Annotated in this window: 32 protein-coding genes; 9 read left to right on the top strand and 23 right to left on the bottom strand. The window is 63.2% G+C overall.

Features of this window, described 5'->3' with window-relative positions:
- Nucleotides 1–49: 49 nt before the first annotated feature.
- The 22 genes from ACFPFG_RS02165 to ACFPFG_RS02060 form a co-directional block, all read right to left on the bottom strand.
- Nucleotides 50–811: a phage tail tube protein gene (locus ACFPFG_RS02165; RefSeq protein ID WP_380104750.1), complete on the bottom strand. Its 762-nt coding sequence runs from the start codon at nucleotides 809–811 to the stop codon at nucleotides 50–52.
- Between the two features lie 11 nt (nucleotides 812–822).
- The gene (locus ACFPFG_RS02160) at nucleotides 823–1,296 is read right to left on the bottom strand and encodes a phage tail terminator protein (protein WP_380104748.1); all 474 of its coding nucleotides are present in this window, start codon (nucleotides 1,294–1,296) and stop codon (nucleotides 823–825) included.
- Nucleotides 1,293–1,787, bottom strand: a complete 495-nt coding sequence (locus ACFPFG_RS02155; protein ID WP_380104746.1) for a gp436 family protein — start codon at nucleotides 1,785–1,787, stop codon at nucleotides 1,293–1,295. Before ACFPFG_RS02155 ends, ACFPFG_RS02160 begins: the two co-directional genes overlap by 4 nt.
- Before the next feature lie 11 nt (nucleotides 1,788–1,798).
- On the bottom strand, nucleotides 1,799–2,173 hold the full coding sequence (locus tag ACFPFG_RS02150) for a DUF2190 family protein (protein ID WP_016446685.1): 375 nt from the start codon (nucleotides 2,171–2,173) through the stop codon (nucleotides 1,799–1,801).
- A gap of 39 nt (nucleotides 2,174–2,212) precedes the next feature.
- Complete coding sequence (locus tag ACFPFG_RS02145; RefSeq protein WP_380104744.1) at nucleotides 2,213–2,701, bottom strand: hypothetical protein; 489 nt, start codon at nucleotides 2,699–2,701, stop codon at nucleotides 2,213–2,215.
- Between the two features lie 93 nt (nucleotides 2,702–2,794).
- Nucleotides 2,795–3,760, bottom strand: coding sequence for a hypothetical protein (locus ACFPFG_RS02140; protein WP_380104742.1), 966 nt, complete (start codon nucleotides 3,758–3,760; stop codon nucleotides 2,795–2,797).
- 36 nt (nucleotides 3,761–3,796) lie between these two features.
- Nucleotides 3,797–4,846 (bottom strand): hypothetical protein, encoded by a 1,050-nt coding sequence (locus ACFPFG_RS02135; RefSeq protein WP_380104740.1) that lies wholly within the window; start codon nucleotides 4,844–4,846, stop codon nucleotides 3,797–3,799.
- Nucleotides 4,847–4,930: 84 nt separating this feature from the next.
- On the bottom strand, nucleotides 4,931–5,362 hold the full coding sequence (locus tag ACFPFG_RS02130; protein ID WP_380104738.1) for a Mor transcription activator family protein: 432 nt from the start codon (nucleotides 5,360–5,362) through the stop codon (nucleotides 4,931–4,933).
- Nucleotides 5,359–5,802 carry a phage protein GemA/Gp16 family protein gene (locus ACFPFG_RS02125; RefSeq protein WP_380104736.1) on the bottom strand — a complete coding sequence of 148 codons (444 nt, stop codon included), beginning with the start codon at nucleotides 5,800–5,802 and terminating at the stop codon, nucleotides 5,359–5,361. The genes ACFPFG_RS02130 and ACFPFG_RS02125 overlap by 4 nt, the downstream gene beginning before the upstream one ends.
- Nucleotides 5,799–6,020: a hypothetical protein gene (locus ACFPFG_RS02120; protein ID WP_267178498.1), complete on the bottom strand. Its 222-nt coding sequence runs from the start codon at nucleotides 6,018–6,020 to the stop codon at nucleotides 5,799–5,801. Before ACFPFG_RS02120 ends, ACFPFG_RS02125 begins: the two co-directional genes overlap by 4 nt.
- Nucleotides 6,021–6,123: 103 nt before the next feature.
- Nucleotides 6,124–7,113, bottom strand: coding sequence for a recombination-associated protein RdgC (locus tag ACFPFG_RS02115; protein ID WP_380104734.1), 990 nt, complete (start codon nucleotides 7,111–7,113; stop codon nucleotides 6,124–6,126).
- On the bottom strand, nucleotides 7,110–7,820 hold the full coding sequence (locus ACFPFG_RS02110; RefSeq protein ID WP_380104732.1) for a DUF2786 domain-containing protein: 711 nt from the start codon (nucleotides 7,818–7,820) through the stop codon (nucleotides 7,110–7,112). Before ACFPFG_RS02110 ends, ACFPFG_RS02115 begins: the two co-directional genes overlap by 4 nt.
- Nucleotides 7,817–8,464, bottom strand: a complete 648-nt coding sequence (locus ACFPFG_RS02105) for a DUF3164 family protein (RefSeq protein ID WP_380104730.1) — start codon at nucleotides 8,462–8,464, stop codon at nucleotides 7,817–7,819. Before ACFPFG_RS02105 ends, ACFPFG_RS02110 begins: the two co-directional genes overlap by 4 nt.
- A 12-nt stretch (nucleotides 8,465–8,476) precedes the next feature.
- Nucleotides 8,477–8,770: a hypothetical protein gene (locus tag ACFPFG_RS02100; RefSeq protein WP_380104728.1), complete on the bottom strand. Its 294-nt coding sequence runs from the start codon at nucleotides 8,768–8,770 to the stop codon at nucleotides 8,477–8,479.
- A 17-nt stretch (nucleotides 8,771–8,787) separates the two neighbouring features.
- Nucleotides 8,788–9,219: a hypothetical protein gene (locus tag ACFPFG_RS02095; protein ID WP_380104726.1), complete on the bottom strand. Its 432-nt coding sequence runs from the start codon at nucleotides 9,217–9,219 to the stop codon at nucleotides 8,788–8,790.
- A gap of 19 nt (nucleotides 9,220–9,238) precedes the next feature.
- The gene (locus ACFPFG_RS02090; RefSeq protein ID WP_198803985.1) at nucleotides 9,239–9,412 is read right to left on the bottom strand and encodes a hypothetical protein; all 174 of its coding nucleotides are present in this window, start codon (nucleotides 9,410–9,412) and stop codon (nucleotides 9,239–9,241) included.
- Entirely contained in the window at nucleotides 9,412–9,561 is a 150-nt protein-coding gene (locus tag ACFPFG_RS02085; RefSeq protein ID WP_380104723.1) for a hypothetical protein, read from the bottom strand. Before ACFPFG_RS02085 ends, ACFPFG_RS02090 begins: the two co-directional genes overlap by 1 nt.
- A gap of 12 nt (nucleotides 9,562–9,573) precedes the next feature.
- The gene (locus ACFPFG_RS02080) at nucleotides 9,574–10,776 is read right to left on the bottom strand and encodes an ExeA family protein (protein WP_380104722.1); all 1,203 of its coding nucleotides are present in this window, start codon (nucleotides 10,774–10,776) and stop codon (nucleotides 9,574–9,576) included.
- Nucleotides 10,773–12,608, bottom strand: a complete 1,836-nt coding sequence (locus tag ACFPFG_RS02075) for an integrase catalytic domain-containing protein (protein WP_380104720.1) — start codon at nucleotides 12,606–12,608, stop codon at nucleotides 10,773–10,775. Before ACFPFG_RS02075 ends, ACFPFG_RS02080 begins: the two co-directional genes overlap by 4 nt.
- A gap of 9 nt (nucleotides 12,609–12,617) precedes the next feature.
- On the bottom strand, nucleotides 12,618–13,607 hold the full coding sequence (locus ACFPFG_RS02070; RefSeq protein WP_380104718.1) for a hypothetical protein: 990 nt from the start codon (nucleotides 13,605–13,607) through the stop codon (nucleotides 12,618–12,620).
- Between the two features lie 27 nt (nucleotides 13,608–13,634).
- The gene (locus tag ACFPFG_RS02065) at nucleotides 13,635–13,943 is read right to left on the bottom strand and encodes an IclR family transcriptional regulator (RefSeq protein ID WP_250438975.1); all 309 of its coding nucleotides are present in this window, start codon (nucleotides 13,941–13,943) and stop codon (nucleotides 13,635–13,637) included.
- Complete coding sequence (locus ACFPFG_RS02060; RefSeq protein ID WP_250438974.1) at nucleotides 13,940–14,197, bottom strand: helix-turn-helix domain-containing protein; 258 nt, start codon at nucleotides 14,195–14,197, stop codon at nucleotides 13,940–13,942. The genes ACFPFG_RS02065 and ACFPFG_RS02060 overlap by 4 nt, the downstream gene beginning before the upstream one ends.
- An 82-nt stretch (nucleotides 14,198–14,279) precedes the next feature.
- Here ACFPFG_RS02060 and ACFPFG_RS02055 point away from each other — a divergent pair, with 82 nt between their 5' ends.
- The 4 genes from ACFPFG_RS02055 to ACFPFG_RS02040 all read left to right on the top strand — a co-directional run bounded on the left by ACFPFG_RS02055 (nucleotide 14,280) and on the right by ACFPFG_RS02040 (nucleotide 16,865).
- Entirely contained in the window at nucleotides 14,280–14,762 is a 483-nt protein-coding gene (locus ACFPFG_RS02055; protein WP_380104715.1) for a helix-turn-helix domain-containing protein, read from the top strand.
- Nucleotides 14,763–15,402: 640 nt separating this feature from the next.
- A complete protein-coding gene (locus ACFPFG_RS02050) occupies nucleotides 15,403–15,981 on the top strand; it encodes a hypothetical protein (RefSeq protein WP_380104714.1) in 579 nt (192 codons plus the stop codon).
- Between the two features lie 72 nt (nucleotides 15,982–16,053).
- Nucleotides 16,054–16,272: a hypothetical protein gene (locus ACFPFG_RS02045; protein ID WP_380104712.1), complete on the top strand. Its 219-nt coding sequence runs from the start codon at nucleotides 16,054–16,056 to the stop codon at nucleotides 16,270–16,272.
- Nucleotides 16,269–16,865 (top strand): hypothetical protein, encoded by a 597-nt coding sequence (locus ACFPFG_RS02040; protein ID WP_380104710.1) that lies wholly within the window; start codon nucleotides 16,269–16,271, stop codon nucleotides 16,863–16,865. The genes ACFPFG_RS02045 and ACFPFG_RS02040 overlap by 4 nt, the downstream gene beginning before the upstream one ends.
- A 5-nt stretch (nucleotides 16,866–16,870) precedes the next feature.
- Here the strand turns inward: ACFPFG_RS02040 and ACFPFG_RS02035 are convergent, their stop codons facing one another.
- Nucleotides 16,871–17,191 carry a hypothetical protein gene (locus tag ACFPFG_RS02035; RefSeq protein WP_380104708.1) on the bottom strand — a complete coding sequence of 107 codons (321 nt, stop codon included), beginning with the start codon at nucleotides 17,189–17,191 and terminating at the stop codon, nucleotides 16,871–16,873.
- Between the two features lie 111 nt (nucleotides 17,192–17,302).
- Between ACFPFG_RS02035 and ACFPFG_RS02030 the strand changes: the two genes are divergently transcribed.
- From ACFPFG_RS02030 to ACFPFG_RS02010, 5 genes are all read left to right on the top strand, one after another.
- The gene (locus ACFPFG_RS02030) at nucleotides 17,303–17,677 is read left to right on the top strand and encodes a putative holin (RefSeq protein ID WP_133073003.1); all 375 of its coding nucleotides are present in this window, start codon (nucleotides 17,303–17,305) and stop codon (nucleotides 17,675–17,677) included.
- A 122-nt stretch (nucleotides 17,678–17,799) separates the two neighbouring features.
- The gene (locus ACFPFG_RS02025) at nucleotides 17,800–18,300 is read left to right on the top strand and encodes a transglycosylase SLT domain-containing protein (RefSeq protein WP_380104706.1); all 501 of its coding nucleotides are present in this window, start codon (nucleotides 17,800–17,802) and stop codon (nucleotides 18,298–18,300) included.
- Complete coding sequence (locus tag ACFPFG_RS02020; RefSeq protein ID WP_380104702.1) at nucleotides 18,297–18,731, top strand: hypothetical protein; 435 nt, start codon at nucleotides 18,297–18,299, stop codon at nucleotides 18,729–18,731. Before ACFPFG_RS02025 ends, ACFPFG_RS02020 begins: the two co-directional genes overlap by 4 nt.
- A gap of 99 nt (nucleotides 18,732–18,830) precedes the next feature.
- Nucleotides 18,831–19,163, top strand: a complete 333-nt coding sequence (locus ACFPFG_RS02015) for a DUF2730 family protein (protein WP_133073000.1) — start codon at nucleotides 18,831–18,833, stop codon at nucleotides 19,161–19,163.
- Nucleotides 19,164–19,166: 3 nt separating this feature from the next.
- The gene (locus tag ACFPFG_RS02010) at nucleotides 19,167–19,463 is read left to right on the top strand and encodes a VpaChn25_0724 family phage protein (protein ID WP_380104700.1); all 297 of its coding nucleotides are present in this window, start codon (nucleotides 19,167–19,169) and stop codon (nucleotides 19,461–19,463) included.
- Nucleotides 19,464–19,466: the final 3 nt, after the last annotated feature.

The raw sequence follows: 19,466 nt of genomic DNA, 5'->3' as shown, positions 1-19,466 counted from the left end.
CCTGTTTTGCCTTTGATGGCTGGCGCGGGCTTCCACCGCGCCAGCCCAATCACGCCATGCTGGTCTTGTAGTAGCGGCTGATGCTCGTGCCCACCTTGGTAGGGTCCATCAGCACCGAGCCCTCGACATCGAGCGCCCCGAAGCCCTTGCTGATCAGGGCCAGGGTCTTGGTGATGCCCTGGCTTGCGCGCCAGATCTCCACGAGCACGGGCTTGCCGCCATCGGCTTCGTTGAGTCCACCAAAAGTCAGCTCCAGCTCAGGCGCCTTGGACGTGAGGGCCTCGATGGCGGCGTAGGCGCCGTAGGTGTAGCTCGCCCACAGCTCGTCGTCGTTGGCGATATCCGTAGCGTCGGGCAGCAGGTAGATACCCTCCGGCCGCACCTCGTAGTTGCCTGCGGCCGTGACGGGAGTGGCCGTGGCCTTGTCAGCACCTTTTTTCAGGGTGACCGCAGTGGGCTGGATGTGCGCCAGGCGCAGCAGGCCGCCGAGGAAGGCGTGGTGAGGCTCATCGACCACGGCAGCGCCTTCGATGGCCTGGGTGGTGCCCAGCACGCTGCGCGCATAGTTGATCACGTTCAGGTCGGCCAGCTTGAGTTTGACCTTGACCTCCTTCACGCGCCGCACTTCCGCATGCGTGCCGCCACCCAGACGCGTCATGTCTTCCTGCGTCTGTACATCCTCGGTGTGCTCCAGGGACAACTCCAGAACGTTGCCGATGGGCATAGGGGCCATCGCCGCGCCGTAGGGACGGGCATAGACCTGGCCCACGTTCATGGAGGGCTTGTAGATTTGCTTGATGATTTCGGCCATTGCGGGCACTCCTATCGGGTGGGTTTGCGAAAGATCGTCTCGACCTGGAAGGCCGATGGGATGTACTGAAAGCCTGCGCTGTACTTCGCAGGAGGCGGGGTGATCAGCTCCAGCGTCCGGGTCGCGCCTGGCAGGCTGGCCCCAGCAAGCGCCCCGGTGACATGAGCCCCCAAGGCGCCGGCATCGAGCAGCGCCGCCTGGCCTGAGCGGGCCTTGGAGACATTGCGCACGGCGGCGACCACGTACCAGCGGTGCAGCAGGCGCCACTGCACCCCCAGCGCCTCGGCGACCGAGTAACCGCCATAGATCACGTGCACGGCCGGCGTGTGCTGCGCAGCCTCTTTCACGTCGGCCAGTTCAGCGGCCGTCAGCACATGCACGGCGGGGCTCATTCCGGCCACGGCCTGGCGGACCAGGTCCACAAGCGCAGGCTGCAGCGCCAGGAAGTAATTGGCCTGCTCGATGCTCAAGCCTTGGGTGCTCATGCGAACCCCCGCAGGCTGTCGTCGGTGACCTGGCGCGGGCTGAAGTGGTGGTAGACCTCGGCATCACCGGGCGCGTCGCCCGCGAGCTGCAGGCCTGGTGCACCGCCCCAGGGGCAGGACAGGACGGCCTTGCCGTCGCCAATAGCCTGCAGCTCGCGCTCGGCAGCCTTGTAGCGCAGATACACCTCATGCTCGGGCGCCAGGTCGCTGTAGAGGTAGTAGCGCGCCACGTCGCAGACGATGCGCGTGAGCTGGGGCGGAGGCACCATCTGCACCGCGCCGGGCTGGCCCGGTACCGGGGTGGGCTTGGCGCAGCCTGCCAGCGGCAGCCGGTAGATGCGCCCGACGAATCCATCGGCGAAGGCCTGTGCGTCGTCCAGCGCACGCACGGCTTTCGGCTCCAGCACGGCGACCAGGTCGGGGTCGGTCAGTTGGACCAGCTCGGCCTCGCCGTAGCGGTCGACCATGTCCTGGACAGTGGCGTAGTTCATGGCCGACCTGGTCAGGCGTGCACGTGCTTGCAGATTTGCACTTCGATCAACTGGCCCGCCTGGACAGCGGCGCCCAGCGCGACACCGCAGTGTTCCGCCGTGGTGGCGACTTTGGCCCGGCCCGTGGCATCGGAGAGCACACGGTCGCCGAAGGCGATGGGCTCGGCCGCTTCGACCAGGTAGCTGTAGCTGGTGACCACAGAGAGAGCTTCGCCAATCTCGGCACTGGTCTCGGAAACCCCCTGCGAGTCCTTGGCGCCACCGCCTGCGGCGGGATAGCCGCCGTCGTAGGCGACGAAGCGATGGGCTTTCAGAATCGCCGTGGCCACGATCGTGACAGCGTGCTGCTTGTCAAATTGGCGGCCGGTGTTGTTTTGGGATGCCATGCACTGGACTCCTGATTCGCTGATGGTTGAGGAAAGGGCTTAGCTGCGGCCGCGCTTAATCTGTTGGGCCACTGCTGCTGGGGCCGCCTCCTTTGCGTGGGCAGTCGCGTCGTCATCTGCTTTCGCCTTGGCTTCTGCATTTGCCTTGGCCTGGGCTTCGGTTTCAGCATCCGCTTTGGCCTTCGCATCGGCGTCTGCCTTGGCTTGGGCTTCGGCATCTGCCTTGGCCTTCGCATCGGCATCTGCCTTGGCTTGGGCTTGGGCTTGGGCTTCGGCCTGTTCGCGCGCCTGCTGCTCCTCCAGCGCGCGCTTGCGAGCTTCAGCAAAGTCTTCTTGAGCATCGAGCTCTTGCAGCTGTGCCAGGCGCTGCTGCGCTGCCTGGGCGCCTTCAGGCTCAGCTGCGCCAGAGCCCACGAGCTCGCGTGCGTCGTGCTTGCTCAGATCCGGCAGTGGCTCGCCGGGTTGGATTACGGTGCGCACCCCGTTGATGAGAACGGCAGTGGCGACCAGGGCAATTAGTTGGCTCATTTGGATGTCCTTCGTGGTTCGGATGGCCCCGCAGAACAAACTCGTCTGCAGGGCGTCTCCAGGCCATCGCTGGCCTTTGCTGCGCAATGGGTGTTACTTCGGGTTGGTGAACAAGAAAGCGGCCGTGTTGTAGGCCACGCTGGGCCTGCGCTCGTAGGTAGCGCCGTAGATCCAGCTCTTGGTGCTGCGTTCGTAGTCCGGCGTCTCAGCGAAGGGGTGGCCTTCGATCACGTTGGTGAAGCCGAAAGCAGGTTCGGCCAGGCTGATGTCTGCGCTACCGTTGCCGGCGATGCGCGGCACATAGGCCAGCACGGCGTTGTTGCCCCACACGTCACGGCCGGTGTCGGTGTCATCGATCCAAACGGCATCGCCCACAACGATGTCCTCGATCTCCAGGATGGTCTTGAGCTCGTTGATGCCCGGCGAACCCGTGAAAGTGGACGGCAGGCGGCCGAGCACCTGCTTGTTGTTGCGCAATGCGGTGTAGCCGTCGGCAGACAGCGTGAGCTTGTTGGGGCGCTTGCCGATCTTCTTGCGGATCACGTCCTTGGCCGCATCGATGTCAGTCACCGGCAGGCCGGTATCGGCGCTCCACTTGGTGCCGCCAGCCAGGGCCAGCACATGGCCGGTTGCATACGTGGCTGGAGTCGTTGCGAGCGCAGCGACGTCGAGCTCGTAGTCCAGGCCCAGGATGTCATTGGCCGTGACCATAGCAATGCGGCTGATGTCCAGATAGCCGCCCACGTTGAGCTTGCGGGACTCGTCGGCTTCCCGCAGCAATTCACGGGGCATGGGGACGTCCACCGCGTACTGTTCCACCGAGTAGGTCTTGCCTTCGTACTTGATGTTGACGCGCTTGGTGGGTGCGCCCGGCGCGCGGCGCAGGTTGTAGCGGCGCAGGCGCTCGTCACCCAGCTGGGCCAAGGTGATGCTGGACAGCGCCTGCGGCAGGCGCGGAAAGAGCTTTTCCGCGACGTAGGTTCCCTGTCCCATACCCAGCAGCAGGTTGGTCAGGATCGGGTTTTGCTTGAGCCGGATCTCGGCAAGGGTCATGGTCATGTGGGCAGTTCCTGGTGATGAGGTGATAGGGAGCGCTCAGCTGGTGAAAGAAGTGGTGACGGCGGTGACCGCTTCGGAGTAGTTCACCTTGTGCTTGCGCATGTACTCCTGCGCGGCCTTGTCGATCTCAGCATCGCTCTTGCCCTTGGCCTGGCCTGCCTGGTCAGCCTGGCGCACGTTGCCTCCCGCGAACTCGCTGAAGTCCACTGCGGGCTTGCTGTTGGAGATGAGGCCCTGCAGCCAGGTGGAGGGCGAGACCTTGGTGGTCGTGTCGCCCTCGGCGAACTCGACAGGCTTGGCATCGGCCAGCGCCTCCAGCGTGGCAACGGCCATGGCCTTGTCCTTGGGCAGCAGGCGGCCGGCTTTGGCCTCGGCCTCGGCGAAGCTCACGAAGCCGGCTTTACGGTCGGCGCGGGCCTGTTCGGCAAAGGAAGCGGCCTTGGCATTGGCGTCCTTGGCGGCCTGGGTTTGCGCGGCAACTTCGGCCTCAGCCTTGGTGCGGGCGTCCTGTTCGGCTTTGAGTTTTGCATTGGCTTCGTCCAGTTGGGCTTGCAGTTCTTTGCTCATGTCATCGGGCTCCTGATGTGTGGTGACGGGTTCGGAAAAGCAGACAGCGCGCTCGGCGTCGTCTTCGGAGAAATTGACGTCCTTGAGCCCCTTGACCGCAGGCGGCTGCGCACCCAGCCACGCGACATGGCGCAGGTACCAGATGCCGGGCTTGGGGTTGCTGGGGTCTTGCGGGTGGTAGAACGAAGCGCTGCGCTTTTTCACGCGACCGGCAGCGGCGATCTCGGCGAACTGGGGCTCGACCTGCTTGTTCTCGGCGATCTGCAGCGAGCCGTCTTTCACAGCCAAGCGGGCGACCCAGCCGTAGGCGGGTGCGTTGTGCTTGGGGTGACCGACGGTGTGCGGCGCCTCATGAACGGCCGGGTCGTAGGCCGCCACGGCAGCGGCGAGGTCGGCTTCGCTGATGTGGTGCACAGTGCCGTCATCGGCCGTGCGTGCGCCAGCGCGGAAGATCTCGATGCCCTCAGGCAGCGTAGCGGCGGGAGTGTTGCTGGGGGATGGGGCGGCGGCTTGTGGCATAGCCGCCAATGTCGCGCGAGGCCGTTGCGGCCCCGCATTGAAGCAATTCAGTTTTTCGCTTCAGGTCACTGCGACAGATATGACCTATGCGTCTTCCAGTGGCAGGCTGCTTTGGGTGCCCTGGATGCGGGCGAACACCTCCTTTTTCCAGGCCCCGACGATTTGCCGTACTCGCCGCTCCGTCACGCCTTCAACGCGTGCAATGGCCTGCCAGGGCTGCCCCGACCGCCATGCGAGCACGATGCGGGATGCCTTTTCGTCTGCCGCGAAAAATGTACCCACATTGATGTAGGGCTGCGCGCCACCCATGTCCCGCGCAATGCCTTGCGCCAGATCGGCAGCCAGCCTGGCGCAGGTCGCCAGACGTTGCGGGCTGCGATCAGGTTGCTGAGCCAGCAGCGTCAGATAGTGACTGCGTGCGAAATCTTGCCACGACTCGGGCCATGCACTCACCAGCGCCTCCAGCGGTGCGATCTGCTCGGACGTGAGGTCCGTCAGGTCCGGGCGCTCAGTCATGCTGTGGTCTCACGGTTCTGCCAGGACTTGAGCGCTTCGATGCAGGCGTCCAGCTGGGCAGCCGTGCAAAAGCGCAGCGACGACACGCCGACCTGGCGCTCCACCCATGCGTCCAGCGCTTTGCGCCGCGTGTCCTTGACCACGCCATCACGGTGCAGCTGCATCCACAGCGCCCAGACCTTGCGTTCACGCGGGCTCGCCTGGCGCTTGGCCTGGTCGAACTGCTGACTGGACATCGGGCGGCGGCGAGTGGCGGTGGCCACGCCCATGCGCACAGCCAGGCCCTGCATGTGGTCGCGCACCTGGTGCTGCTGGGCCTCGGACATCGCTTTGGAACTGGTCTTGCCGGTGAGGTTGCACAGCAGTGCCCGATAATCCTCCTCGGTCAGCTGCAGCTTGGCCTTGAGCGTATGGATGGCGGCGATGTGGTTGGCGGTCATTGCGGGCTCCAGACTTGGGCGATTGCATCGGTGGGGCGGACTTGGGGCGGCAGTGGCTGCTTGGTGCGATTGCCTGTCGGGCGATAGCGGCTCTTGTAGCAAGCCCGGCAGCAAAAGCACAACCCATCTTTCTTGGCGATATCCGGGTAGAAGAACTCCGTATCTGCCGGCCAGCTCTCGTCGCACAGCGGGCAGTGTTTTTCGGCATCGGATGGCATGTTGAAATTTCCGGCGATCTGAGCGGGGGAGCGCCCTGACAGCGGCATCCCCCTGGATTTTTGTTTTGGAACGATTTGGAAGGCCTCTGCGGCCTTCGCAGGCCTAAAACGGAGCGTTATCGGGATCTGCATCCGCAGGTGCTTGGCCTGGCCCGGTCAACGCACCGCCTTTTTGCAGCGATGCCGGCAGATCCAGGCCCAAGCCCGTCCGCCCCTCGCCGTCCAGCGCTTCGACCAGGTCGGGGATCAGCCGGGACAGCTCGCCCGTTGTGATCGCCACGTCGGCATCAAAGCCGCCATCGACCTGGGACTGGCCCTCGGTCACCGCATCCAGCAGAGTGATCTTGCGCACCTGCAGCTGCTCGGTGAGAACGAAGCTCACGCGGCCATCCCAGGTCAGCGCCAGGCGGGTGGGCAGCTTGCCGTGCTCGATGTGCTGGCGAACCTCTGCGATATCCAGCGGGTGCCGGCCGTAGCGCACCACGGCCTTGGATTCGTCCGCTGCCTTGAGCTCGCACTCGCGGTCGATGGAGAAGCCTGCGGGCGGCTCTTGCGTGGTCAGCCAGTGCGCCATGGCAGCCTGGGGGCTGGTCTTTGTGTCCAACAGGGCCAGCGCAAAGCCGGTCAGGCGCTCGACCAGCGCGCTCACCACCTCATCGGCGCGCGCCTGGCTGCCAGTGTCCAGCACCAGGATGCGGGCCTTGGGGTCCAGCCAGACCCACATGGCGCCCTGCTTGGTGAAGGCCATGGGCAGCAGGTCCAGCTTGGCCTCGTCCTTGAGCTCCTTCTTTTCCTTCTTGCCGGGCTTGCGGCCTTCGCTCTTTTCGATGGCATCGGCCTTTTCTTCCACGCGGCGGCTGAGCACGCTGGCGGGCAGCACCTTGGCCTCGGTCACGAAGCGCATGATCCATTGACCGGCCACGGACTCGGCCAGCAGGCCGTGCTCCTCGCCACGCGGCGACACCCAGCCCGCGCTGCGCTCCTGCGTGGCGCCGCACGCGGCAAAGGGGCTTTTGGCCAGGGCGGCTTCGAGTGCGGAAAGGTCGGGCGACCAGGACTCGGAGATGCGGTAGATGATGGCGTTCTTGATCATGAGCGACCTTCGATTTGCTTGAGTGCCGCGCTATCCGCGATACCGTGATTGAGTTCAGCGCTTCGGCCAGCCTTGTGGCCACGTTCGAAGTCGTCGTGCTTGACGTTCTTTCCCGTGGTGCGGTCTTTGAACTTGGCTTTCTCCATTGCCGGATACTGGTTGGCCATATAGCGCGTCACCAGCGCCTGGTCGCCTGAGTTGCCGGCGAAGGCCTGCAGCAGGCCGCGCACGCCTGAAACCCAGCCCGTGGCATACAGGTCTCCCCGGGCTACCTTGGTCTTCGGTTTGCAGTTCTTCGACTGCAGGCCCATATGCGTGCGGCGGTCCCTGGCGCATTGGCGAGCCAGCACGTCAAAGGCATAGCCGGCGACTTCTGCAGCCATGCCCACACCGACGAAAACGAACTGCCGCTCTTTGCGGTATGACCCGCTCGGAGCCAAAGTCAGATGCGCGCGGGTGAAGTACTCGCACGCAAAGACCTCAGCCACGGCGTGCGCCAACGCGGCCTCCCATATCACCAACGGGACGCTAGGAGCCTTGCGGGGCGACTCAGACACATCAGCCAAACTGACCTCTGTCTCCGACAGGCCGAATTGCTCCATGAGCTTTTGAGCTTGGCGCAATGCTGCTGCGGCTTCGTGCGGTTCGGGACTCGCCGCCAGAGCCAGGCACTTCTTGATCTTGAGGAGTGCTTCTTCGCGCGTCATACAGCCGCCAGGTCCAAAACGATGGCGTCATGGGCGCCGGTATTCTCATTGCGCTGATACACGCGGATATAGACGGCTGTGCCAGTGTTCTGGATGCTGTCGCGGATGGCGGTCATGGCCCGCTTCCACTCATCGTCCTGGATCTCCAGGCGCAGCAGCTCCAGCACGGCCGAGGTCTTGATCTGGCCCTTGCTGTCCGTGCGAAAAGCACGGTCCACCAGCACGCGGATCTTGTCGTCTGCGCCTTCGCTCCAGCGGATGATGCAGTTGTTGATCAACGCCTTTGCCGCTTCGATCTCTTCGGTGAAGGCGATGCGCTCAGCCGTGGAGCGGATGAGCTTGAAGGCTCCGTCGAAGCTGGCGGCCTGGACGTTGCCCTTGGGTCCGCCCAGTTGGGCGCCATATCGGTCGCCGCAGATCCTGACCAGGTCGTCGATCTCGGCCAATGCGTCGCGCTTGAACTCGGCCAGGGCCTTGTTCAATGCAAGAGCGCGCCCGGCCAAGCGGACGACCACCTCGTCGCGCAGCAGGTCTTGCTCCTTGATCTGGGCCAGGGGCACCAGGTGACCGCTGGCGTTCTTGCGATAGCCCTCGGGCACACCCATGGCGGCGGGAATAGTTTCGGGAATGGTTTGTTGTGACATTTGCAGTCCGGGTCAGTGGGTTGTCATGGAAGCGGGGACGTGGCCAGGGAAGCTCGGCGAAGCCTTCGCGGAGCTCTCCAGCAGCTCGCCTGCAAGCGAGCCAGCCAGGAACGCCACATCGGCCACGCCTTCGGGCGGCAGCTGCCGAGAAAACCCTCTGATCAGCAGGAACAGGGCCGACAGCACCACCGTCGTGCGCCGGGGCTCCCTCTGCAAGGTGTCCAGCAGCTCCTGGATGAGCGCGCATTCCAGGGCGTGGTGCTCCTGTGGCGTTAGGTTCGGTTTCTGGGTGTTCGTGTTGGACATTGCGGCTACCAGTTGAATCAGCACCGGACGCCCCGGCTGGGGCAGTCCAGGAAAGCCAGCGCACCAGGACGGACCGTGCCCATTCGGGGGATGGCAGAAAGGACCATGGGACCAGGGGTGAACCGCTCGACAGGCGCAGGCGGAGGTGCCTGCTCCAGCGCAGGTTTCGCAGGAGTGGCGGAGGGACCGCCCTTTGCCGAGGAGCGCGCCACCTTGCTCGGGCGCGCATCCAGTTCTGGAAACAGGCCACGCACGCACGGCTTGATGGCGTACAGGACAGGCATGCCCTCGGCCTCCTCGATCTGCACCCAGCCATTGGCGCGCAGGTTGGACAGCCGCTTGGCCAGGCCTCCAGGCGTGTCGGTGGGCACGACCTCGGTCAGCTTCTGGCGCGTCTGCGGGCCGAACTTGCGCAGGTACACCACGATGGCGGCGCTCTCGGCGCTCATGTTTGATTTCCGGGCCATTTCATTGCTCCTTGCAGAGGGAACTTCCCTGGGCGAGACCGTCCAGGAACACAGCGTTGAGATCAGGGGGTGTTGCCTGGCGGGCGACCACAAAGGCCAGCGCGCACAGCGTGGCCATCAGGGCGACGGCCAGCCACAGCACCAGAGAAACCAGGGGATGCTTGCGGCGGGCCATCACAGGGTCTCCCGGCGCGGCACGGCCGACACAGCACCATCGAACATGGACAGGCCCATGTCGATGGCGGACCAATCATTGGCAAACAGGCCGTGCATCACGGCGCGCGTGCCATCGCTCAGAGCGATCAGGACCAGGTACTTTTTCATGGCGTGCTTTCCTCAGACGGCACGGATGACATCGCGGTCCACTCGGGGCGCGCCCAGCTCGGCGGCTGTGTTGAGCGCGGCGATCATCCAGTTGTTCACGTTCAGGGGATACAGCAGGCTCTTGAAGCCCGCGCGGTCGCCGGCATTGACGGTCAGGCGGCTGCGCAGCTCATCGACGCCGTCGGGCGTGATCAGCTCCTCGACCTTGCGGCCGACGCGCTGCACGCGCACCTGCAGGTAGGCGCCCAGGTCGGCCTCCAGTGGGCGCAGGCGGGCGATTTCCGTGCGCTGCATGACCTCGCGCACGTCGTAGCGGCTGAGCTTCTTTTCCAGCTCGGGATGGCCCAGCAGCAGGATGCCGAGCATGGGGCGGCGCCCCATGCGCATCTTCTCGTGCAGGCGCTTCAAGTGGTTGAGCGTGGGCACCGGCAACGCGTGGGCCTCTTCGATGATGAGCAGGTGCGAGCGGCCCGAGGTCGTGGATTCCTCAAGCATCCGATACACCTGGCGCGAGCGCTTCTCAGCACCCAGGGCCACGGTCGCCTGGTGATCAAGGGTGTAGACGATGGCAGCCTGGATGTCGGCCGACTTCATGCTCTTGCCCCGGTGGTCGTTGTCCTCCATGCCCTCCACCGAGGGTTCGATGCAGACGATGGGCTTGTGCTGGCGGGTGATCTTCTCCTTGAGATCGTCCAGCATGGTGGTCTTGCCCGCGCCGGACTCGCCGATGATGGCGACCATGCGCGCGCCGATGGCGGCCTGCCAGGCAGCCTCCTGCACAAAACGGATCTCTCCGTTGGTGAACATCTCCTCGTCGCTGGTGACTTCGCCAGCGAACGGATTGACGAACAGACCGAACTTCTTGCGGGCAGATTCAGTCAGGGTTTGCTTCGGCTGTAGCATTGCATCCTCCTCGGGGTTATGCGTGGTTGCTTCTTCGGGGACGGCCTCGGTCGCTCTAACGACCGGGGCCAACTTCTTTGCGGGGGCTGCCAACGCAGCCTCCACTAGGTCAGGCGTGACACCGCACGCTTGCAGGAAGGCCTGGACCTTCTTGCGTGCTGCCGCAGCGGCACGCGCCGGCCACTTTCCATCGACCACCAGGCGGTGCACCGCCGAGCGGCTGATGCCGGTGCCTCGGGACAGATGGCCTTGGGTCAGCTCCAGACTGCTCAAGAGCGTGGCCAAGGAGGTCAAGTGGGTCACGTGGTTCATGCGCCACCTCCCACTGCACGCAGGCCACCGATGCGCGGGGACGGGCTTCCGTCCTGGTCGCTGCCCTTGTGCTCTTGCTGATCGCGGCGCGCTGCCACCAGGCCCTTGATCACGTCCTCGGGCACGCCGGCACTGCCGTAGCGCTCGGTCAGCCAGGTGTAGGTGCTGGGGTCGTACAGATCGCCCAGCGCCAGGCGGGCGCGCTTGCAGGCCTCGGCCACCGACACCCGCGCTGCCTCGACCGATGGGGCGGCAGCTGCGTGCTGCACGCCCGTGCGCTGCAGGAACTGCGGCAGCGATGCGGCATTGGCCTTGATGTCGGCGAAAGGGTCGAACTGGCCCTGGTAGGGGGCGACCTTGGTCTTGATGGCGTCCTTGATCTCGGCAGGCGTAGCGTCCTGGCCATCACGACCGTAGGCTTTGGCAGCGATGCGGGCGCGGCGCTCGTCGGCGGGCGAGGCCGGCAGGGCCCGGTATTCGTCCTTGCCCAGCACTGGGGCGCTGGCGTCGTAGCCCATCCAGCCTTCCTCCACTGGCGGCACCTCATGCCAGACGATCTCGCCCGTCTCCAGGTCGGTCACGCCGACGCGCACTGCAGGCGCAGCGAAGGGGTTCACGGCAACCAGCACCTTGTCGCCCGAGGAGACGCCCGGCACATAGCGCAGGTCGTAGTCGCGGCTGGGCTGCTTCTTGAGCGCGAAGCTCACGCGACGCTCGCCGGTCACCGTGCGCGTCTGGGCCAGGCTCACCGGCAGCTCGCGCATGATCTCCATGGACGGTGCGATGCGCAGGTGCTCGCTGGCGATGGTGCTCCAGGCGGCATAGGGAAACATGCCGTGGCGGCTGTGCTTTTTGGTGCCGTTGCGGCTGTGCATCCACAGCTCGGCCATCGCGTTCATGCGTGCCACGGTGATCGTCGCGGGGTCCAGGAACCGCAGGCGCGATTCAAAGCCGCGCTCCGAGATGTTCTGCGCCACTTCGACCGAGCCCGTGGCCCGGCTGTTGCGGGGCGCATGCATCTGATGGCGGATGTCCATGGCGCTGCAGAAGTTGCGGAATGCGCCGTTCTTGAACTCACCGCCCTGATCGGTATAGAGGGTGAAGGGCACGCCATGGAACGGCATGGGAGTGCCAGCCGCATCGGTGCGCTGCGTCATGAGCCACATCAGGAAATCCAGCGCGTTCTCGGCTGTGGCGCCTCCCGTGTAAAAGCGCATCCCGATGGAGCCGCTGGCGTGCTCCGCCCCCACAAAACGCACCAGCAGCTGGTCCATGACCTGGACCAGGTTGTCGGGCTTGTTCTTGTAGTGGACGCCGTCGACCTCCAGCAGCAGCAATTCGCCCTTGGGCGTCTTGTAGAGCACGCATACCGAGGCGTCGATCTGCCAGACGGCATTGATGTGCTCGGTGCGCATGCGCACGTGCGACGTGGGTGCCGCCAGCTGCTCGGGGTGCATCCCCCGGGCGCGCAGCAGCCGTCCCACGTGGCTGGCCGACAAGCAGGTGCTGAGCTTGCCACCGGCATACAGCATCTGGATGGTTTCCTCCAGGGGGATCATCCATTTGCCAGCGCGGCGGTCGAGCAGCATGGTCCCGGCAATGATCTCCAGTTCGGCATCGCTGATGGCCGACTCGCCCGCGTCAGCACGGCGCTTGCGGGGCTTGCTTAACCTCAGCTGCTGGGCCGCTTTGGAGATCAGCGTTTGCGTGCGCTGGGTGGAGAGGTTGAGCAGCTTGGCTGCGCGCTGCACGATGACGGCGCCCTGGCCCCAAGGGGCCTCTGCACACTCTCGCGCAGCCTGGTTGATGACTTCCGTACGGATAGCGTCCATGGCCCAGCCTCACTGCCCTGCAGCTTCGCGCTCGGCCTGGCGCGCGGCCATCGCCTCGATCGCCTCGGCAGACATCCAGACCGGCTTCAGGCGCTCCTCGAAATTGACGGTAATGCCGAACTCGGTGGAGATGTCGACCAACTGCTGGCAGAGCATCTCCACGGACTGGCGAGCCATCACCTGCATGGCATCGCGTGCTGCGCCTTCGATGGCTGCATCAGCCACCTTGAACACCCGCCGCAGGGCGAGCAGGGACGCGGTGGTGGCTTCCTGGATCTCAGTTTCCAGGGCTTCCTCTTCCAGGCTGCGGGCTTCGCTGCCCTTGCGCGGCTTGAACTTCTTGGAGGTCTGCTCCTCAAGGCGCGTGATCATCTCGGCCTTGGACTCCAGCACGCGGTCCTTGGCTTCAATGGTTTCATGGGCCTCCTGCACCTGGGCTGTGAGGGCTTCTTTCTCCTTGGCGTGACGCGCGATGATCTCCTCGGCCAGGTCGACGAAGGATTCCTTGTCGCCCGCCTTGGCCGCTTCAACCAGGGCCAGCTTCTGGTCCTCGGGCAGCTTGCGGTACTGCCGCATTTCGCGGTAGCCAATGCCCATGCGGGACATGGATTCGAGGGCTTCTTCGCCGAATGCTTTGAGGTTAGCGATGTCTTGATTGGCCTTTTCATCCGAGACACCCAACAGGCCGCAGAACTCAGTCCATGTACCAGCCAACTCCAAACCGTTTGTAGTTTTAGATCCCTTAAGTTGTTGATAAAGCTTGTTTTCCTTCACGAATGCAAGCTTTGAACTCCAAACCGTTTGGGAAAATTTTGCGAACGAATCCGCCATTTGCGCCTGTCCCAGCAACTGGTTCAGCAGGTCGCGCTCCTGGCCATAGGAGGACTGCAGGGCCTGGAATTGGTCGGCGGCCTGGGTGGCGGTCTGCAGCGCACCTTCGATCACGCCTGCTTCGCGCAGCGTCGCTGCAGCCATGGGTTTGCGCCCGGCATTGCTCATGTTGATTCTTCCTATCAATTCAGGGGGTCAGGCGCGGCTGAAACGCTGCACCACGTCTTGGAGGCTCTGCTCGCCGGCACGGATCGCAGCGGCGTGGCGGAGGGAGATCTGGACCACGTGGGGGCTCAGGCGCCAGCGGTCGCCATCGGGCGTGCGCTCAGCCCAGCCTGCGGTGTGCAGATTTGCCATGTCCCGAGTCACTACGCTGGTGGAACAGCCCATGGAGCGGGCAATCGCCGTGGGGGCCAAGCCCTGCAGTTCATGGCCGGCGAGCAAATTGATGAGCTGGAGCACGCGCTGCTGTGCGGCGTTGGTGTAGTCCGTCGTCTTTGTCATGCGGGCACACCCCGGCGCATCGCCTCCACCATTTCGCGCGTGCGACGCAGGGAAGGACGGTTGTTTGCAGGAGGCCACATCGCATCCACGGAAAAACCCGTGACTTCTGCAATGCGGGAACGGATTCGCGCCGAAACGCTACGACCGCTAATGACTTGGCTGACGGTGCTATTGGCAACGCCCAATTCGTCCGCCAGCGCAGTGGGCGTGACGCCCTTCATGCGCATAGCTGCTTTGATCTGTTCGGGGTGCATGTCTGATACCCTTTCGCCTAACTATTGAGGTTCATTCGCTACGGGAGCGTGTGAGGCAAATTATTGCGCACAAACGTGCGTAATGCAACCATTTTTACGAACGGATGTGCGTGTGTTCTTCCAGCGTTTGAAGACCGAGAGAGAGGCTCTTGGCCTTAGCCAGCAAGCACTTGCGGAACGTCTTGGCGTTGCGCTTCGATCGCAACAAAACTATGAGTCGGGTACCCGTGTTCCCGATGTGACCTACCTCGGGTTACTGGGCGCGATTGGTGCTGACGTCCTCTACCTAGTGACTGGAAATCGGACGCCGAAATGCCCACCTCTTGACCCGGCAGAGCAGATCCTGGTGGACAGCTTCAGGCGTTGCACATCGGAGGGGCGCATCAACCTGATTCAGACGGCGGCAGTGTTGTCCGCCGGCTTAGAGATGCCAAACAGCGCCAAGCGAGCGAAGGAGGGATCTGTGCGGACTGGCGACATAAACCAGCAGAGCACGCAAACTGGAAGCGTTCAAGTGGGATATGCGGGTGGTAGCGTCCGGGTGAAAAAGACGCGATCGAATTAACCAAGGGAACAGGGCAGCGGAGATATGAGAGGGATGCTGGGAAAAATTTGGGCGGTGCTTCGAACATCGTGGCCAGGATCAAGAGACACGAACCAACAAAGCACTCCGTTGGAATCTGGAAACACCTCCGATTTGGACAATGTTGAGCAGGTGATCGCAGGTGGTTCGGGTAATCTACAGGTGGGAGTCGCGCATGGGGATGTAGTGAGTAGCGTTAGCCACCTGACGCAACACACACACTATGTCACCGTCATTCAAACCTCGGCCTCGGAGGGTGGCAATACAAGGAAGCCCAGCTCGTCTGAGCAATCTGTCGTACTGCGTCGCCTGGACCAATTACGTGACCGAGCTCGAGTCTTGGACTTCATGGATCGGGAGTTTGGGTCTCGGATGGTGATCCATCTCACTCCAGAACAGCTATACCGGCTCAATCGTTACTTGGACGTTGTTTTGCGTGATCCACGAAACATAAAACGTCCCTTCACAAAACACAAAACCACCTAGCGAAGAGGATCTACGAGACGCTCGTGCACTAGGCTTGAAGCCAAGGAAGGATCGTAGAGTCAGTGTTATATGGAAAACGACGGCTTAGTTTGATGAAGAGAGTGACGAGGGCATGACAGCTTTCAGGAGAAAAAAGATGATTAAGCAGACTTCGGTCTTGGTAATTTTGTTGATGACCGCACCCGCATGGGCAGTCAACAAATGCAAGGGATCTGACGGCAAATTCGTCTTCCAAGATGCACCATGCCTTGGTGAAGGCGCAAGGGTTGACGTGCGTCCCGCAAGTGGGACTGCAGGGAGTACTTCAACTGCCGAGAGTCAAGCGGCCCTTGATAGTCTCAAGCAAAAGAATGCACTGTCAGAAGCGATAAGGACTCATAAGCCCATGGTTGGCATGACGGTCGCACAGCTTGAAAAGGCGATGGGACTGGCAACGAAAGTCAATGCTGACAACTACAACGGGACCACACGGGAGCAAGTCATCTACGAGCGTCCAAGCGAGACTTGGCTTGTGTACACCCGCAACGGCATTGTGGAGTCGATTCAGCATCGACCTGGTGCACCAGTCGGTATGCCCAATCAGCGCATGTCTGGACCTTGCCCGACCCAACATGAGATCAACAGCGCAATCACGTCGGCCTCAAGCATGACGCTGTCTGACCTGGAACGAGCCGAGCGCTGGAAAGCGATCAAGGCGATGCAGGCCTGCAAATAGCTAAAGCATCGTTGTTGATGCTTATCTCTCGCGCGCCCCAGCGTCGCGGTCAATCAAACCCTGGGAAATGACATGACCCATAACACCGCAGACCAACAAGATGCAGAGGCTCAGCAATACATTGCTTTCAAGCGCTGGCTACGTCAACCTGGCGGGCTGCCGGCGCAGCCTTTGACGAATGACGCAGCAGGCATGTTTGCCTACATTGAAGACGCACTGTGGGTTGCGTGGCAAGCCGGTTGGAGACATGGGCAATCCGAGACCAACAACACCAAGCTAAGCACACGATGAACGACGTCGTGTTTGTCGCGCTCATCAGTGCGGGTAGCGCCATCGTCACAGCGCTTGCGACCCAATTCCTAGCCGCACGAGTAGCCAATAGATCAGCAGTCCGTGCAGAGCAGAGAGAAACACGGCAATGGCAACGAACTCAAGAGTCACGGCAGGAGGAGTTGCGCCGCAGCGATGCTCGGGAAGCATTGGAATGGGAGCGGGCCGAGACACTTCGTATTCAGGCGCTTCAAGATGCGCGGCTGCGCGAACTTTGGGGACATGTTTTGGCCGCACGTTGGCAGGTACTGGACATGCTGGACCGACTTCCAGTAACGGGTCGTCCAAGGCCAGTAGCTGGGCCCGTATCTTCTGAAAGGCTGCCCGAGCACGCCGCTGGGCAAGCCTATTGCGTCGCGCTGATCGGGCTAGCAGCCGTTGGCCCCAGCGCGAAGGCCTTCTATGTGGCGACGTCGGACGTGCAGCGAGCAATGCTGTCGGTCGACGAGAGCGCAATCCACGAAGCCGTGGGCGAGTGGAGCGATTCATACAAGGCCTTGGAAATCTGTGTGGCCAGTCTTGCGGACGATCTGGTTTTGCCCGAGAGCGCTTAGTCAATTTATGGACGAACTGGCGATTGCCCGGCTTTGCGCTGTAGTTCAAGCACGCAGCTTTCCCTCAGCTCCTGCGCGCATTGCATAGCCCGACTCAGGACCGAACGCGCACTGGGGGCGAATTCTTCGGGGCCCGCGATCAATTCGCGTACGGCGGCCTCCATGGTTTCGCGCAGCACTTTCTCAATCACGTCTTCCAGGATGAGCTGGATGCTGAATTCATGCGGGTGCATGGCAAGTGTTGAGTGCTCAAGCGACCGGTCGCTCATCGGTGTATCCGTAAAAATGCTGTTGCTCAGCTCGGTTGGTATCGGCTGGTCAGTCATGGCTATGGGCCTTGAAGAATTGCTTCATGGAATTCGCCCATGGTGATGTCTCGCTCCCCATTGCGGTAATTGAAGTGTTTCATTGAAAGCGCCTCGCGCGCGCGCGGCACCATGCCGGGCATGAAACTACGCGACTCCATCCCTCTTTGGCTGCGCGCTCCGCGCAATTCTCTTTGGCTGCTTTCTGCAGTGCTGCTGCTGGCGTTGATTGCGCTGATCTCACCGCAGCAATTGCCAGTGGCCCTTTACAAGGCATCGCTGATCTCACTGGCGGCGGTGCTGGGCTATTGGCTCGACAGGGCGTTGTTCCCCTACGCGCGGCCCGATAGCTACCTGGTGCGCGATTGGCGCCTGGGCTCGACCGAGCCCGAGGGCGATGTGGACCATCCCGTGGTGCCTGCCTACACGCGGGTGTTCTCGGCTGCAATGCTGCGCCGCGCCCTGGTCGTTGCGGCCGTGGTGCTGGGCGTGGCCATGGGGCTGTGATGCGCCGGGGTAGCCGAGTCCCGTCTTGGGTGTGGTGGCTGGTTGCGGCTGCCTGCCTGGCATCGCTGGTAATGGACCCAGCCCATGCACAGATCCCGCCTGCCGCCCAACAGCATCGGGCCTTGCTGACGCGCACGGCGCATGCGGTCTGGGGCCTCGACGCCCCCATTGCGGTGTTTGCCGCGCAGGTGCACCAAGAGAGCGGTTGGCGGCCCGATTCCGTCTCACGCGTGGGTGCTGCAGGCCTGGCCCAGTTCATGCCCGCAACCTCGCGCTGGATCTCCACGACCGATGCGCAGTTGCGTGACAACCAGCCCTTCAATCCCGCATGGGCGCTGCGCGCATTGGTCCTGTATGACCGCCAGTTGTTTCAGCGTGCGCCGAGCCACTATTCGGCGCGAGACCGCATGTGGGTGGCCCTTCGGGGCTACAACGGCGGCGAGGGCCACTGGCGAGCAGAGGCAGCGGCCACGGGGCTGACCAGGCCGACGCGGGATCAGGTCGACGCGGCGTGCGGTAAAGCCCGTCGCGCCGCACTGCACTGCCACGAGAACCTCGGCTATCCGCACCGCATCCTGGTCGTGCTACAGCCGCGCTATCTGCAATGGGGACCGGGCCTATGAACCGGCCAGCTCTTGCTCTTTCCATCGTGCTCGTCGGGCTGCTGCTGACCGCTGCGGCCGGCGTCGTGGGCTATCGGCGCGGCCATGCGGCGGGCCTGGCAGCCGAGGTGGCTCGTCAGGATGCAGCCGCTGTGCAGGAGCTCACCGGCCTCATCACATCGCAGCGCGATCTGATAACCCAAGCCAACACCGCCAGCGCAGGCCTGCGCGAGACCATGGCCGCCCGCGTTGTCCAGGACCAGCGTTTTTCCAAGGAGTTTCGTAATGCGCTCAAGCTTTCGGCTGCTGCCCGTGCTGGCTGCCGCTTTGATGATGACAGCGTGCGCCAACTCGGCGCCGCGCGCGACCGCGCCGCTGCAGCAACCTTCGGCAGTGGTTCCGGCAGCAGTAATGCAGCCATGCCCGGTGCCTCCAATTTTCTCCAGCGGTGAGGCCGACGACGTGGCCGCTGCTCTGATGGACATGTATGGCCTCTACGGGCAGTGCGCCGCGTTGCATGCCGACCTGGTGCGGGTGCTGGAGGGCGGTCGATGAAAGAGGAAATCAGCCTGGGGCTGCAAATCATCGCCGGCGTGCTGCTGCCCGTGGCGACGGCCATCTACACCTGGATTGCTACCCGCGACAAAGACAACACGGTGCACATCAAGGCCGTGGAGGAGGCGCTGGGCAAGCAGATGGCGGCGCTGCTCAGCCGAACGGACAAGCTGGAAACCCAGGTGAAGTACATGCCGACGCCGCAGCAGTTGTCCGAGCTGCAGGGCGACATGCAGGCCATGCAGGCAACTCAGGAGGCCATCCAGCGCGACATGACCACCGTGCGCATTTCCCTGAACCGGATTGAAGACTATCTGCTGAAGAAATAGACCATGAACGATTTTGCAACCCATCTGGCCGAAGATCGGCGCCTGGTGATCCTGCGCGTACTGCTGGAGAGCGCGGGCTATACGGCCAACGAGTACTTGCTGCACTCCATGGTGGAACGGTTGGGCCATGTGGTCTCTGCAGACCGTATTCAGACGGATCTGTCCTGGCTCAAAGAGCAAGGCCTGATTGCCGTGGATGAGGTCGCGGGTGTGCGCATTGCCAAGTTGTTGGGCCGAGGCGAGGACGCGGCGCGCGGTCGGGTCGAGGTACCGGGCGTCAAGCGCCCTCGGGCGGGCTGAACC

The sequence above is a fragment of the Delftia deserti genome (genome assembly GCF_042653485.1).
Taxonomy (GTDB): domain Bacteria; phylum Pseudomonadota; class Gammaproteobacteria; order Burkholderiales; family Burkholderiaceae_C; genus Comamonas; species Comamonas acidovorans.
Note: the sequence above shows the minus strand (reverse complement) of the source record. Positions and strands in the feature narration are given on the sequence as shown.